This window comes from Tenacibaculum sp. A30, assembly GCF_051200845.1.
In the GTDB taxonomy this organism is placed as follows: domain Bacteria; phylum Bacteroidota; class Bacteroidia; order Flavobacteriales; family Flavobacteriaceae; genus Polaribacter.
In genome coordinates this window covers 1,393,742-1,408,284 of sequence record NZ_CP195160.1, presented here as the reverse complement: position 1 = coordinate 1,408,284, position 14,543 = coordinate 1,393,742, and the positions used below count along the sequence as shown (strand labels likewise).

Annotated in this window: 14 protein-coding genes; 6 read left to right on the top strand and 8 right to left on the bottom strand. The window is 31.6% G+C overall.

The window, feature by feature from the left end:
- Positions 1-70: 70 nt before the first annotated feature.
- The 7 genes from ACR9ES_RS06730 to ACR9ES_RS06700 are packed head-to-tail and all read right to left on the bottom strand — an operon-like array spanning position 71 to position 7,726.
- Positions 71-778, bottom strand: coding sequence for a hypothetical protein (locus ACR9ES_RS06730; protein ID WP_253679568.1), 708 nt, complete (start codon positions 776-778; stop codon positions 71-73).
- Positions 779-791: 13 nt separating this feature from the next.
- Positions 792-1,502, bottom strand: a complete 711-nt coding sequence (locus ACR9ES_RS06725) for a hypothetical protein (RefSeq protein ID WP_435255586.1) — start codon at positions 1,500-1,502, stop codon at positions 792-794.
- A 13-nt stretch (positions 1,503-1,515) separates the two neighbouring features.
- Positions 1,516-2,223, bottom strand: coding sequence for a hypothetical protein (locus ACR9ES_RS06720; protein WP_435255585.1), 708 nt, complete (start codon positions 2,221-2,223; stop codon positions 1,516-1,518).
- 13 nt (positions 2,224-2,236) lie between these two features.
- The gene (locus ACR9ES_RS06715; protein ID WP_435255584.1) at positions 2,237-2,947 is read right to left on the bottom strand and encodes a hypothetical protein; all 711 of its coding nucleotides are present in this window, start codon (positions 2,945-2,947) and stop codon (positions 2,237-2,239) included.
- Between the two features lie 13 nt (positions 2,948-2,960).
- A complete protein-coding gene (locus ACR9ES_RS06710) occupies positions 2,961-3,671 on the bottom strand; it encodes a hypothetical protein (protein WP_435255583.1) in 711 nt (236 codons plus the stop codon).
- A 13-nt stretch (positions 3,672-3,684) separates the two neighbouring features.
- The gene (locus tag ACR9ES_RS06705; RefSeq protein ID WP_435255582.1) at positions 3,685-4,395 is read right to left on the bottom strand and encodes a hypothetical protein; all 711 of its coding nucleotides are present in this window, start codon (positions 4,393-4,395) and stop codon (positions 3,685-3,687) included.
- The gene (locus ACR9ES_RS06700) at positions 4,388-7,726 is read right to left on the bottom strand and encodes a toxin VasX (protein ID WP_435255581.1); all 3,339 of its coding nucleotides are present in this window, start codon (positions 7,724-7,726) and stop codon (positions 4,388-4,390) included. The genes ACR9ES_RS06705 and ACR9ES_RS06700 overlap by 8 nt, the downstream gene beginning before the upstream one ends.
- Before the next feature lie 327 nt (positions 7,727-8,053).
- On the opposite strand from ACR9ES_RS06700, the gene ACR9ES_RS06695 reads away from it, so the two are divergent.
- On the top strand, positions 8,054-8,908 hold the full coding sequence (locus tag ACR9ES_RS06695) for a hypothetical protein (RefSeq protein ID WP_435255580.1): 855 nt from the start codon (positions 8,054-8,056) through the stop codon (positions 8,906-8,908).
- A gap of 71 nt (positions 8,909-8,979) precedes the next feature.
- Here ACR9ES_RS06695 and ACR9ES_RS06690 read toward each other — a convergent pair whose 3' ends face one another.
- On the bottom strand, positions 8,980-9,432 hold the full coding sequence (locus ACR9ES_RS06690) for a hypothetical protein (protein ID WP_167713041.1): 453 nt from the start codon (positions 9,430-9,432) through the stop codon (positions 8,980-8,982).
- 142 nt (positions 9,433-9,574) lie between these two features.
- Here ACR9ES_RS06690 and ACR9ES_RS06685 point away from each other — a divergent pair, with 142 nt between their 5' ends.
- The 5 genes from ACR9ES_RS06685 to ACR9ES_RS06665 all read left to right on the top strand — a co-directional run bounded on the left by ACR9ES_RS06685 (position 9,575) and on the right by ACR9ES_RS06665 (position 14,538).
- Positions 9,575-11,431: a tetratricopeptide repeat-containing sensor histidine kinase gene (locus tag ACR9ES_RS06685; RefSeq protein ID WP_435255579.1), complete on the top strand. Its 1,857-nt coding sequence runs from the start codon at positions 9,575-9,577 to the stop codon at positions 11,429-11,431.
- Position 11,432: 1 nt separating this feature from the next.
- Entirely contained in the window at positions 11,433-12,182 is a 750-nt protein-coding gene (locus ACR9ES_RS06680) for a LytR/AlgR family response regulator transcription factor (RefSeq protein ID WP_435255578.1), read from the top strand.
- A gap of 91 nt (positions 12,183-12,273) precedes the next feature.
- Positions 12,274-12,684 carry a hypothetical protein gene (locus ACR9ES_RS06675; protein ID WP_274633299.1) on the top strand — a complete coding sequence of 137 codons (411 nt, stop codon included), beginning with the start codon at positions 12,274-12,276 and terminating at the stop codon, positions 12,682-12,684.
- Positions 12,685-12,715: 31 nt separating this feature from the next.
- A complete protein-coding gene (locus tag ACR9ES_RS06670; RefSeq protein WP_435255577.1) occupies positions 12,716-13,357 on the top strand; it encodes a hypothetical protein in 642 nt (213 codons plus the stop codon).
- 20 nt (positions 13,358-13,377) lie between these two features.
- Positions 13,378-14,538 carry a DUF6882 domain-containing protein gene (locus tag ACR9ES_RS06665; protein WP_435255576.1) on the top strand — a complete coding sequence of 387 codons (1,161 nt, stop codon included), beginning with the start codon at positions 13,378-13,380 and terminating at the stop codon, positions 14,536-14,538.
- Positions 14,539-14,543: the final 5 nt, after the last annotated feature.

Sequence of the window (14,543 nt, the reverse complement as noted above, 5' to 3'; positions counted from 1 at the left end):
TTTCTGAAAGTGTTGTATGCGCTTCAATATGTAATACAAGTTTTCGAGAGTATATTCTTGTAAAAAAAAACTACCATCCTGCAATGCGCCTACGCTCCGCTTGTTGTTCTTTCGTAAATTCAGGTGTTGGTATGGTACTTTTATACAATGGTCTTGGAAAGCCTAATGCTTTTCTGCGCTCAAAATCTTGCTGTCTGTATGGGTCAAAAGCAGTACCCGGTGGCAAGGGGCGGTTTTTATCCATATACCAGACATACAAGCTCCATTCTTGGTAAGGGTCATCGTAACTAATAGTACGTAAAATATCTATTTTTCGAGGTCTAAAGGTATTTACAAACTTTAGTTTTTCATCACCTGGAGCACCATCAATATCTCCACTAATAGAGATTACAGCTTTTAGTTCTGAAAACTTACCTTGTAAAGGTTTGCTATAAAAAAAATCAGGATAACTAACCATACCATTTAATCTGTCTAATACCAATTCTTTATGTTTGCTTTTAACCGTAAGACGATAAATAAATAAAAATGAACCTAAAATTATAAGAAAAACGGAAAGACTATCTTCTTTCCAATTAAATTTTCCATCTAAAAACCAAATTCCACAAAATATACCAAGCAATCCAAAAAAACCATATACTTTAGGTAACGTCATTTCATCTGTTCTATAAAACTTATGGTTAGCTTCTTTAATAACATATTTTCTACTAGGATATACTCTTTCTACATTTACCAAAGTAGGTTGAGTTAAAATTTTAAAAGGTTGGTGGTGTTTACTCATTTTTTACAACTATTTACCATCCTGCAATGCGTCTGCGCTCCGCTTGTTGTTCTTTCGTAAATTCGGGTGTTGGTATGGTACTTTTATACAAAGGTCTTGGAAAGCCTAATGCTTTTCTGCGCTCAAAATCTTGCTGTCTGTATGGGTCAAAAGCAGTACCCGGTGGCAAGGGGCGGTTTTTATCCATATACCAGACATACAAGCTCCATTCTTGGTAAGGGTCATCGTAACTAATAGTACGTAAAATATCTATTTTTCGAGGTTTAAAGGTATTTACAAACTTTAGTTTTTCATCACCTGGTGCACCATCAATATCTCCACTAATAGAGATTACAGCTTTTAGTTCTGAAAACTTACCTTGTAAAGGTTTGCTATAAAAAAAATCAGGATAACTAACCGTACCATTTAACCTGTCTAATACCAGTTCTTTATGTTTGCTTTTAACTGTAAGACGATAAATAAATAAAAAGGAACCGACTAATATCATCAAAACAGAGAAAGGACCGTAATAAATATCTATATCATTACTATTCAATAACCAAATCCCACAAAATATACCAAGTAATCCAAAAAAACCATATACTTTTGGTAGTCCCATTTGATTTACTTTATAAAACTTATCAGTAGCTTCTTTAACTAACACTCCTTTTTTTGGGTAAACATCTTCTACATTTACCAAAGTAGGTTGAGTTAAAATTTTAAAAGGTTGGTGGTGTTTGCTCATTTTTTACAACTATTTACCATCCTGCAATGCGCCTGCGCTCCGCTTGTTGCTCTTTCGTAAATTCGGGTGTTGGTATGGTACTTTTATACAATGGTTTTGGAAAGCCTAATGCTTTTCTACGTTCAAAATCTTGCTGTCTGTATGGGTCAAAAGCAGTACCTGGTGGCAAGGGGCGATTTTTATCCATATACCAGACAAATAAACTCCATTCTTGGTAAGGGTCATCGTAACTAATAGTACGTAAAATATCTATTTTTCGGGGTCTAAAGGTATTTACAAACTTTAGTTTTTCATCACCTGGAGCACCATCAATATCTCCACTAATAGAGATTACTGCTTTTAGTTCTGAAAACTTACCTTGTAAAGGTTTTCCATAAAACGAATCGGGGTAACTAACCGTACCATTTAACCTGTCTAGTACCAACTCTTTATGTTTGCTTTTAACTGTAAGACGATAAATAAATAAAAATGAACCTAAAATTATAAGAAAAACAGAAAGACTATCTTCTTTCCAATTAAATTTTCCATCTAAAAACCAAATCCCACAAAATATACCAAGCAATCCAAAAAAACCATATACTTTTGGTAGTCCCATTTGATTTACTTTATAAAACTTATCGTTTGCTTCTTCAACTAACACTCCTTTGTTTGGGAAAACATCTTCTTTATTTACCAAAGTAGGTTGAGTTAAAATTTTAAAAGGTTGGTGGTGTTTGCTCATTTTTTACAACTATTTACCATCCTGCAATGCGCCTGCGCTCCGCTTGTTGCTCTTTCGTAAATTCGGGTGTTGGTATGGTACTTTTATACAATGGTTTTGGAAAGCCTAATGCTTTTCTACGTTCAAAATCTTGCTGTCTGTATGGGTCAAAAGCAGTACCTGGTGGCAAGGGGCGATTTTTATCCATATACCAGACAAATAAACTCCATTCTTGGTAAGGGTCATCGTAACTAATAGTACGTAAAATATCTATTTTTCGAGGTTTAAAGGTATTTACAAACTTTAGTTTTTCATCACCTGGAGCACCATCAATATCTCCACTAATAGAGATTACAGCTTTTAGTTCTGAAAACTTACCTTGTAAAGGTTTGCTATAAAAAAAATCAGGATAACTAACCGTACCATTTAACCTGTCTAATACCAGTTCTTTATGTTTGCTTTTAACTGTAAGACGATAAATAAATAAAAAGGAACCTATTAAAATTAAGGAATATGTTTGAAAATATTCCCAAAATCCAGTATGTTCATATCTTAAAAGGACTAACCCAAAACCTAGTATAAGTAACCCAAAAAAACCATATACTTTTGGTAGTCCCATTTGATTTATTTTATAAAACTTATCAGTAGCTTCTTTAACTAACACTCCTTTGTTTGGGTAAACATCTTCTACATTTACCAAAGTAGCTTGAGTTAAAATTTTAAAAGGTTGGTGGTGTTTACTCATTTTTTACAACTATTTACCATCCTGCAATGCGCCTACGCTCTGTTTGTTGTTCTTTCGTAAATTCGGGTGTTGGTATGGTACTTTTATACAAAGGTCTTGGAAAGCCTAATGCTTTTCTGCGCTCAAAGTCTTGTTGTCTGTATGGGTCAAAAGCAGTACCCGGTGGCAAGGGGCGGTTTTTATCCATATACCAGACATACAAGCTCCATTCTTGGTAAGGGTCATCGTAACTAATAGTACGTAAAATATCTATTTTTCGAGGTCTAAAGGTATTTACAAACTTTAGTTTTTCATCACCTGGTGCGCCATCAATATCACCACTAATAGAGATTACCGCTTTTAGTTCTGAAAACTTACCTTGTAAAGGTTTTCCATAAAACGAATCGGGGTAACTAACCATACCATTTAACCTGTCTAATACCAGTTCTTTATGTTTGCTTTTAACCGTAAGACGATAAATAAATAAAAAGGAACCTATTAAAATTAGAGAATAATATGCAATATAGCTTCCAAAGCTAATAGTTTTAAGAGTTAAACCAAAAGAACCTATAAATACACCAAGTAATCCAAAAAAACCATATACTTTTGGTAACGCCATTTCATCTATTCTATAAAACTTATCGTTTGCTTCTTTAACTAACACTCCTTTGTTTGGGTAAACATCTTCTACATTTACCAAAGTAGGTGAGGTTAAAATTTTAAAAGGTTGGTGGTGTTTGCTCATTTTTTACAACTATTTACCATCCTGCAATGCGCCTACGCTCCGCTTGTTGTTCTTTCGTAAATTCAGGTGTTGGTATGGTACTTTTATACAATGGTCTTGGAAAGCCTAATGCTTTTCTGCGTTCAAAGTCTTGCTGTCTATATGGGTCAAAAGCAGTACCTGGTGGCAAGGGGCGGTTTTTATCCATATACCAGACATACAAGCTCCATTCTTGGTAAGGGTCATCGTAACTAATAGTACGTAAAATATCTATTTTTCGAGGTCTAAAGGTATTTACAAACTTTAGTTTTTCATCACCTGGTGCGCCATCAATATCTCCACTAATAGAGATTACCGCTTTTAGTTCTGAAAACTTACCTTGTAAAGGTTTGCTATAAAAAAAATCAGGATAACTAACCGTACCATTTAACCTGTCTAATACCAGTTCTTTATGTTTGCTTTTAACTGTAAGACGATAAATAAATAAAAAGGAACCTATTAAAATTAAGGAATATGTTTGAAAATATTCCCAAAATCCAGTATGTTCATATCTTAAAAGGACTAACCCAAAACCTAGTATAAGTAACCCAAAAAAACCATATACTTTTGGTAACGTCATTTCATCTGTTCTATAAAACTTATGGTTAGCTTCTTTAATAACATATTTTCTACTAGGATATACTCTTTCTACATTTACCAAAGTAGGTTGAGTTAAAATTTTAAAAGGTTGGTGATGTTTACTCATTTTTAGGGGTGTAAGTATGTATATGATGTAAATATTCTAATTCAAAAATAGTATTTTTATGTGCAACTTGTTCGTGAGTTAGTATATTCGGTTTAACGCTTGTATTATTATTTTTATGGGGTGCAAAGTGTGTTTTATAACTTAGCCATTTATAGGTATTGACCATAATAGCCATATCTTGTTGCGCAATAGTAAAATGTATAAATTTATAACGTGCTTTGTTTTTAAGCGGTGCAGGGCTATAATCATTCGTTGCTACATCGTTTATTACACGAACTGCTAATAAAATTTCTGCATTGGCATATTCATGCCCACCAAAATAAAAATAACTATTATTATTTGGGTAATAACGATAGGCTTGTGGTACTTGAAATTCGATAGTACATTTGGGTATGGGTTGGGTTTTTCTAAAGTTGTAAGGGTCAGGTTTAGGAAAATCGAAGAGAAATGTATCAATTTCAACACGCTTGCCATTAGCCTTAATACCATAAGGATAATACCAAGCTTTAACATCTAAATCATCAGGGCTTTGTACAACGCTTGTTGTAAAAATATTGGCTTTAAAAGTATTGCAAAAAATACTAAAGATATCTGCTTTTGAGTTATAATGTCTGTTTATAATACGTTCTACTTCTTCATGTGATACTAATGCTTCTCGCTGAATAACCATACCAAAAAATAAATCGCTTAACTCTACAAAAGCAACTTCAAGGTCTTTAAATTGTTGGTATTTATTGGGGTCACCCGTAATAGCATTTTCAATATTACCCAATAGGCGTTGTTTGTAATCATAAGAAAGTTCATTGTATTTTGGCAACAGTGTGTAATCGCTTAACGGAAAGTTTTTAAAATAGGCCTCTAATTGTGTATCGGTAAAATATTTTTGATTTAGATACACTAATAATAAAATTCCTCCACCAATTAAAAGTGCCGGCACAAAACCTAAAGCGAAAAAACCTGAAAAGCCAAGTTCTACAACAGCCACAGAAATATCTGCCGCTAAAAACACTCCTGAAAGCCCTACAATACCCGAGTTAACAAGCATTGCATCATAATCACGATTTATAAACGAATTATAAGTTTTTGCAGAACCTTTAAAAACACTGATAAATGAACTTGCTATGGTTAAACCACTTACGGTTACTTTAAATATTTTAGCTTCTCTTCCAATTAATACCTTTTCATATACTTTAGTGTCTTTAGCAAGGCGACCTAATGCGGCAGTTAGTTTAATACTGGCAAGTACCATATTGGTTAAACTAGCTTTACTATCGTCCTTTCTCCATTTATTAATCGCTTCCATTAAAAAGAAACTTTCTACCACTAAAATAACACCTGCTAGTGCCCCTGATTCATTAAATCGTATTGCTTCTGCTTCAAAGCGTTTAGGTAAGTTTTTAAGGTTTATGGTTACTTTACCGTCTTTTATAAATTGTTCGGTAGTTTTAAGGTTCATTCGCTGTTCATACTCTAAATGCCAACTATTTTTGTGCCTTTTAAGATTAACATCTACTCCATTGAGTTTGTTTGCAAGTTCTTTACCTTCTTTTACAAGAAATTCGTCAAACTGTGCAATAGGTTTAAATACAAATGTTGGTACACCTTTGTTTCTAAAATAAGAAATTCTACCACTTATTTTTTTTGAAACATAACCAGGCTCAAAATCTCCGTGTTTAGCATAAGCTTTAAACATTTTACGCATAACACTTGATGTTTTACCTACGAGGCTTAACCTTGCCATGTTATGAATATCAATTGTTTTTTCGAGTAACTCTACAGAGCTTTTAAAAACTTCGGGTTTATCTTCTAGCGTTTTATTAATATAGTTTAACCATTTGTCTTTGTTAGGTTTAAATACTGTATTCAAATCTAAATGATTGTCATAAATATTAGGGTATTCACCTAAAACAATAAAATGGTCTAACGTTAATTCTTTACCATCTTCAATTACATCAACAATACTATTAGAATAGTTTTTTTTAGCTTTTTGATAAGAATCAGCAAGCATTACATTACCTAAATCGTTTCGATAATTATTTATTATCTCTCGTTGTTCTTTACGTTCTTTAACGGCTAATATTTTTTCTACTTTCTCTCGCTTAACACCTTCTTTATCGGTTGATATTTTTTGCAAAATTCTACCCAATGAAGGAATACCATAAAGTGGAATATCAGTAGAATCGTATGTTTCTATATTTTTTTTATCATTATATACAAAATCATATGTTGCTTGTGCTAAACGATGTAAATACACATGTTGCTTTATGTGTTTTTCTGAATGTTTGGTTAAACTCTTCTTATAATATAAGTGATTAAAAACGTTTTCTGTTGTGTTTCCTGTTTCTAATGCAGCAACAATAGATTTGAGTCTAGTTACTTCTCTTTGTACCCCAAAACAAATATCATTGACACAACCAATGGGGTCAGTTAAGGTAATAAAGAGGTCTTCAAGTAACTCGTTATCTCCACTTTTTTCTTGTTGCTTTTCATCTGCTGCAATACTGTATAAAATATCTTTGTATTTGTGAGCCATAGGATGATTATTAGGAACAACAATACTGGTTTCTTTATAATGTGTTACAGCTGCATCTTTCGATTCTTTGTTTTTGGGCAGTCCTTTGCACACAAATTTAGTGGTACATTGTTCGGCTCTTTTTTCGGCACTGGTTAAAATTTCATTAACGTATTTAACACTCCATTGTACAGGTGAATAAGCTAAACAATATGTTTGCTCGTTAGATTGGAGTATTTTATACATTAACTTTTTTCCTGTAGCTTTACGAATATCTAGATATTTTCCATCTTCTTTATTTCTTTCCCATTCAATTTCTTCAAACATCCCAAACTCATCAACTTTAAATTCTTTAAAATCATCTTTTGGGTTCTTCTCATTAATCATATATACATACCCTGCACGTAATGGGGTTCTAGCTATATAAAAATTCTCAAGTTTGGGGAGTTTAATTGTGTTTTCAAGAACTACCTCACCTAAAGGAATTGTAACTTTTTGAGTATTGTGGTTTTTTGTAGTATTGTTAGTTTCTTTTTCTTTAACTACTTTACCAATTGCCGGTTTTTTATTTTGATCTAAAAAGATACTATTATAAAACTCTTGTGTGTCAGGTGAATGATAGGTAGATGTTTTATGATCTACATTATAGTCAAACAAGCCAAAACGTAAAAAGTGTAATCTAACACCTTGTGGTTCCGTTATAATTGAGGGTTGTTCTTTACTGCTAATTTCATTGTAATGAGCAGTAAAACTGTAGGTAGTAATTTTTTGACAGGAGTCTTTTTGTTGCGTTTTTTCTAATGCAATGTTTTCTTTCATAATTTATTATTTTCTTTTTTTTCATGTTTTTTGCATAGCAAAAACATGACCATAGCAATAATAGCTACAGCATAGCACAGGGGGAGAATATTTTTTTTGGATTACAATTTTTCAAAAAAGCACGCTAGCAATTTTTTAAATAAGTACTCTTTTGATGTTTCAAATGTATAGATAGAAAGTTTATTAATCAAAAAAAGTTTGTTTTTTTTATAAATAATGTTGTTTTCGTTAAAGGAATTCATGTGTTATAAAGAGATGAGGTGTTTCGGACGGAAGAAAGAATCTTAACATAAATCTTTTTATTTTTACAGCTACAAAACTTATGATATGAAAAAGCTATTATTACCATTGTTAACCATTTTATTAATTACTAGTTGTACCAATTATGGGCAACTGAAGCTAGTGTCGTACTTATCGGAAGATTTAAAAGAAGTTTCTGGAGTAGAGAAAAGTAAAGACTTAAATGTACTATGGATGCATAACGACAGTGGTAATGCAGCGGAATTATTTAAAGTTAGTACGCAAGGGAAAATTTTACAAAAAAGAGCATTAGCAGTAAAAAATCACGATTGGGAAGACATAACTTCTGATACCAATGGAAACATATACATCGCCGATTTTGGTAACAATAATAACAAAAGAAAGAACTTAGTAATTCTAAAAATTAAGGAAGAAGAATTGCTAAAAGGAGACAATGTTGAGGTAGAAAAAATACAATTTTCATATCCCAATCAAACTAAGTTTCCGCCCAAAAAGAAAGACCGTTTTTTTGATGCAGAATCGTTAATTTATAAAGATGGGTTTCTGTATATTTTTACCAAAAGTAGGGTTAAAAATAAGCAAGGTAAAACAATGTTGTATAAAGTTCCGGCAACAAAAGGAGAGTATACTGCTAAATATATTTCCGAGTATACAAACTGCGATGCTTTACATTGTGCAATTACAGCAGCAGCAATATCTCCTGATAAACAAAAAGTAGTTTTGTTAACACATCAATCCGTATTAGTATATGCCAATTTTAAAGAAGATGATTTTTTTAGCGGAGATGTAAAAGAGTATTCATTTAACCATGTTTCTCAAAAAGAAGGGGTTACTTTTAAAAATAATACAACGCTTTACATAACTGATGAAGCCGCTAAAGGAGGAAACAGCAAGCTATATGAATTTATAATAAAAGATTAAAAAAAACAGTTACCAAAGCTATGTGCAATGATAACTGAAAAAGGGGAGGGGAATTGTATTTTTTTAAATACTTACACGTAATCTATTTGCCTAGAATAACCCGCATTTATAGCCAATAAAATGGAATCTTCTCGGCTAAAACTAAACGGAATAACAGAGCTTAAAGGTTCTTCAAGCTTCTCTTCTATTGTTTGTTTAGATAACATTAAAGCCTGCTCTACCAATTTATGATATTCGGTTATAAAGTATTTTTTAGGTAAGTTTTCAAACTTAGCAACATCAAAATCATAAAATTTAGTTCTTGTAATAGCTTTGTATTCTTGGTTGTTATGTATAAACAAATAAGTAAGATCAACGTGAATAGTAGTATTAGCACCACTAGGATCATCTGGCCAATTATAAATTAATAAGTAGGCTCCATCAATACTAACTTTAGGTTTAGAAATCTCTTCAATCTTTTCAAAACTTGTTAAATCACAAGATCCTGTTTTAATAACTTCTTCTATAGTTTCAACTGTACTCATTTTTATCATTTTATTTTAGTCAAATATCTTAGAAAATAGATTTTTGTTTTATAAATGTTTTGTATGCGTAGATGTTAATTTTATAAGTGCTTTGTTAAAGTGAATGAGATGAAGGCAGAATAAAAATATATAACTACTTTAGTTGCTTAATTTTTTACAGAAAATGTTTTTGGTAACCAGAACCAACTTTTTATACGCTATTAGTATTTGTGTTTTTTTTGCAGCTTGTACGAAAAATAAAGTAGATAAAAAACTACAAGAATATTTATATACTATTGATAGCATTTCTCAGCAAAAACCCAATGAAGGGTTAAGAAAAATTGATAGTTTATTAGAAAAGAAACAAAATTCTAAAAACGAAGCGCTATTATTATTTAGTAAAGGAGAATTATTTTACTTAAACGATAAATTAGTAGAGGCTAAAAATATTCATTTAGAAACGTATAGGTTATTTACAAAACTAAAAGACGATTATAATAAAGGTAGGAGCTTAATAACATTAAGTGCTACTTGTATGAAATTAAATGAGCTAGAGGAGGCTCAGAAGTACGCATTAGAAGCTTTAGAAATAGGAAAAAAAATAAAAAACACAAGGTTACAAGCCAAGGCAAATAATCAGCTATTCAATCTTCATTTTATATTAAAAGACTACGAACAGGCATTGTTTTACATAAAAAGGTCTGAAGAATTATTTACCGATCCAAATGATCCTAATTCAATTATAGCAATTAAAAGTAATATTGCTGGTGTTTATTTGAAGTTAAAACAATATAACAAAGCCTTAGAGCAGTTTTCAGAAGCATTAGCCTTGGGTGAGTCAGCGAAAGATCCAAAAACTATTGTAAGTGTTCTTAATAATATTGGATACACGTATTTGGAAGCAAAACGTTTTGACGAAGCAGAGAAGTTTTTACGAGGAGCAGTAAAACTTAACCAAAAAATTAAAACAATTAACGGAGCTCCGTATAAAGGTTTAGGAACCCTTTTTTTAGTAGCTAATAAGTTAGATTCGGCGGAGGTAAACTATAATAAAGCCATGTCGATTTATAAGAGTAAGAAAAACCTCACAGAAGAATTAGAAATACGAGATAAGCTAATATCCATCGCTATTTTAAAGAAACAGTACCAAAAAGCATTAAACCATCAAATAATACGAGATAGTATAGAAGTGGTTAAGAGTAAAAAGCAAAACCAAAAACTTCTTCATTTTGCTAATGTGAACTATAAAATTAAAGAAAAAGAAATAGCATTAACCCATCAAAAAGAAATAAACAAACAAAATTGGTGGTTAGGAATTAGTGTAATTATATCGTTGGTACTTATTTTAATTATAGCATTGTTTTTTGGATATAATAATAAGCTAAGAGCGGCTAATAAAGCTTCAAAATTAGAACAACGTTTGCTAAGAGCTCAAATGAATCCTCATTTTATATTCAACACCTTAGCGGCGATTCAGAATATAACTTTAGAAGGAAACCCAGTAAAATCATCAAACTATATAGCTAAGTTTTCAAAACTTATTCGACAAAATTTTGATTATGTTCGAAAAGAAGAGATTAGTTTGGAAGAAGAACTGGCAATGATATCTAATTACATAGATACACAACAACTTCGATTTAATAATAGTTTTACCTATCATATAAATGTTTGTGAAAACTGTAATACCAAACAAATTAAAGTGCCCCCGATGCTGTTACAACCTTTTGTTGAAAATGCTATTGAATATGGTTTGAAAGAAAAGAAATCAGGAGGAATATTGAGTCTCAATATTCGAAAAACAGCACAAGAGCTGTTTTTTGAAATAGAAGATAACGGAGTAGGAAGAGAACAAAAAAAGAGTCAAGAAAAAATAGCAAAAGATTTACATGCTACTGATATTTTTATTGAAAGATTACAGATAAGAAATAAAGGAGAAGAAAAATCTTTTACCATAGAAGATTTACACGATAAGGATGGACACCCATCAGGAACAAAAGTTGTATTTAAATTAAAGTTATAAAATGATAAAAGCGGCTATAATAGAAGATGAGTTTAATGCACTAAACACATTAACAAAACTGTTGCAATACACGCAAAAAGATATAGAAATTGTAGCTAAAATAGACAATGTAAATGAAGCTATAGATTTTTTAAGTAACAACAATTTAGACTTGGTATTTATAGACATTGAGTTGATTGGTGGAAATGCTTTTCAAATATTAGAAGCTTTAGAAACCATAAACTTTAAAATGATTTTTACCACAGCTTACGATGAATTTGCAATAAAAGCTATTAAGTTTGATACGGTAGATTATTTATTAAAACCTATAGATTCTGACGAATTAAATGCTTGCATAGAACGTTTTAGAGCGGACTTTGAAAAAGAGAAAAAATACACGCAAGCACTAAGTAAAATAAATGAGTTTGATAAAAAAGAGGCTCAAAAAACATTGCTTATTAAAACTACCGAAGAGCAACATTTTTTACATGTAGATGATATTGTACGTTGCCAATCAGACGGAAGTTATACGCTTTTTTATACTACAGATAAAAAAATAATGAGTGCTCGAAACTTAAAGTATTACGAAAATATTTTAAGCACACACGCTTTTGCTAGAGTGCATCAATCTCACTTAATTAATATAAAATATTTAGCTTCAGTAAGTGCTAATACAGTTAAGTTGTCAAGTGGCGAAAATGTTCCTTTATCATCAAGAAAGAAAACGTATTTAAAACAGTTTTTAGAGAATTTTAATACGAATACAAAATAAGAAGTAACACATATAAAACTCATTAAAAGAGAAGAAAAGTTCCATGTAGATTTGAGGTAAATAGTTAAAAACCTAAACAAATTATCATACCATGGGACTTAAAGAAAAAAGATTCACCAAGACTTTTCAAGAAGAAAAATATCCTGCATTAAAAGAACAAATAAACAATGCAGCAGGTTTCGATGTAACAATTGATGTAGAATGGGATACCATGTTCGAGGATAAGTTTTTACACTTATATGATGACAGTTACCCTAAAATTTATTTCCAACCACTTATTGATGCTTTTTCAGCCATAGCAACTGATGATATGGGGAAAGAAGCATTGTCAGAATCGTTAAAAAAAGTGGTAATTACCAATAAAGACGATCACCACAACCCAACGCATGCTTATACCTTTGAAGAAGGAGTTTTACAAGTAAACCATAGCCCAATTTTAAACGCAGATAAAGTTCAAGACAGAACAGATGTGCTTGTTGATTTATTAGAGAACAACTTATAGTCTAGTAATTCACAATAAAAACAAAATTGCTATGGAAACAGATTATATCAATCAATTTAAAGCGCAATCACCATCTGTCATAATCCATAACATGTTTAGAGAAAAAAAGCAACTACCAATTGCTTTATCACTAAAAAATGGAGTTTATATAGAAGGTTTTGTGGTTGATGTTGCTAAGGAAGAATACCAAACATTTGCATGTTTAAGAACCGAAGAGCAAGAAGTGTTGTTTTTCGACCTCCAAGAAATTTCAGTTTTACGAATTAAACATCCTAAAAAGATGGCTGTTTCTTTATCAAAAGGAAGCATCAGTCGTCCGATAGGAGAAGAACCTATTAGTGCTTTACAATTAAAAAGATGGGTTTTAGAGCAAGAAGCGTTGCTAGAAGCAACTATTAACTTATCATTTGAAAGCTCTGAATTACAAGAGGCTAATGCTCGTTTAAATTGTAAAGATGTTATTACAAGTTTGTTAAAAGCAAAACACCAGATAGTTGAGGATGAAATGGGGTTAGAAGCGTGGAAAAACATAAAAACGATAGCTGTTTCTATCGCAGAAAAACTAGAGGTAAACAAAGAAGGAGATGTTTTAAAAATAGGTATTGAGATTCATAAAGTATTACCTAAAGAGTTAGAAAATCTTTTTGTTGAGAAAATAGAAAAAGCATTGTAGAATACTAAAATTAATAAAAAATGGGCCTTAAAGAAAAAAGAGCAGTTCAAACATTTAAAAACGAATTATTTCCAGCATTAGAAGCGGAAATAAACAATAAAGCAGGATTTAACGTATCACTAAACATAGAGTGGGATACATTGGTAGAAGATAAGTTTTCACACCTTTACAATGATACGTTTCCAAAAATATATTTTCAACCGTTAATTGAAGCAATCAAAGCTGTAAACATTGATGAAATTGGGGGAGAGTTGCTAAAAAATGGATTAAAAGAAATAAAGATTGTTAATGAAAATAATGAGCATAACTTAGAAAGAGCAATCACTTTTGTAAATGGGGTGTTAACCATTAATCACAGCCCTATTATGAATGCTGATAAGGTGGAAGAGAAAACAGAAAGAATTGTACACCTTTTAGAAACGCATTTAGAAGAATTTGCAGGAAGCGAAGCCAGTGTTGAGAGTACAGAAAACCCAAATAATATTGTAGGAGGAAAGGTAGATAACACTATAAAATTAAGCTTACCTCAGTTGCACAATCAATATGTAGCTTTAGCTTTTGAAAAACAAGATAATTTAGCGGATATAGTTGAAGATTTACCTTGGACTTGTGATATGCTTCAAGGAACGGTGACTTATGGTGGTCTTACCTTTAAAATGCAGGTACTAGGAACGTATTCTCATAATGAGCAATCTTGGTTATGGGCTTGGGCAAATAAACAAAGCGGTATTCCAGAACAATTTTTAGAAGCTTCATTACAAATGAAAGCTCTAGGAGAGCAACATGGGATAGAAGACTTACTTTCCTCAAAAATAGAAACAGAACACGATCCGGGGCATTATTTCTCATTCGTAGCAACAGGAATAAATCAAGCAAGTTGTTATGCACCATTACCTTTTAAAGGGCTTACTGTGTATGTATTATTATATACGGATATAGTTGATGAAAAAGAGATAAACATTCCTGCTTTAATTTGTTCACACTTCTCAAAAACAACAACTCGAATGGACTTTGAACACAAGCACGCATTGTTTTGCTACTTAGCTCAAAAAGGATATGAGGTTGAGGTATCAGGAAATAATATCGTTGCTAAAAAAGGAGAAGATCAAATTTTAGGAATTTTTGATCTAAAAGGAAGGTTATTAAAATTGTCTAACTCGACAGTTCCAGTAGGAGCTTAAAAAGA

What these genes read in the sequence shown, in the direction of transcription:
- ACR9ES_RS06730 (WP_253679568.1), bottom strand. Translation starts at nt 778, where the DNA reads ATGAGTAAACACCACCAACCTTTTAAAATTTTAACTCAACCTACTTTG.
- ACR9ES_RS06725 (WP_435255586.1), bottom strand. Translation starts at nt 1,502, where the DNA reads ATGAGCAAACACCACCAACCTTTTAAAATTTTAACTCAACCTACTTTG.
- ACR9ES_RS06720 (WP_435255585.1), bottom strand. Translation starts at nt 2,223, where the DNA reads ATGAGCAAACACCACCAACCTTTTAAAATTTTAACTCAACCTACTTTG.
- ACR9ES_RS06715 (WP_435255584.1), bottom strand. Translation starts at nt 2,947, where the DNA reads ATGAGTAAACACCACCAACCTTTTAAAATTTTAACTCAAGCTACTTTG.
- ACR9ES_RS06710 (WP_435255583.1), bottom strand. Translation starts at nt 3,671, where the DNA reads ATGAGCAAACACCACCAACCTTTTAAAATTTTAACCTCACCTACTTTG.
- ACR9ES_RS06705 (WP_435255582.1), bottom strand. Translation starts at nt 4,395, where the DNA reads ATGAGTAAACATCACCAACCTTTTAAAATTTTAACTCAACCTACTTTG.
- ACR9ES_RS06700 (WP_435255581.1), bottom strand. Translation starts at nt 7,726, where the DNA reads ATGAAAGAAAACATTGCATTAGAAAAAACGCAACAAAAAGACTCCTGT.
- ACR9ES_RS06695 (WP_435255580.1), top strand. Translation starts at nt 8,054, where the DNA reads ATGAAAAAGCTATTATTACCATTGTTAACCATTTTATTAATTACTAGT.
- ACR9ES_RS06690 (WP_167713041.1), bottom strand. Translation starts at nt 9,432, where the DNA reads ATGAGTACAGTTGAAACTATAGAAGAAGTTATTAAAACAGGATCTTGT.
- ACR9ES_RS06680 (WP_435255578.1), top strand. Translation starts at nt 11,433, where the DNA reads ATGATAAAAGCGGCTATAATAGAAGATGAGTTTAATGCACTAAACACA.
- ACR9ES_RS06675 (WP_274633299.1), top strand. Translation starts at nt 12,274, where the DNA reads ATGGGACTTAAAGAAAAAAGATTCACCAAGACTTTTCAAGAAGAAAAA.
- ACR9ES_RS06670 (WP_435255577.1), top strand. Translation starts at nt 12,716, where the DNA reads ATGGAAACAGATTATATCAATCAATTTAAAGCGCAATCACCATCTGTC.
- ACR9ES_RS06665 (WP_435255576.1), top strand. Translation starts at nt 13,378, where the DNA reads ATGGGCCTTAAAGAAAAAAGAGCAGTTCAAACATTTAAAAACGAATTA.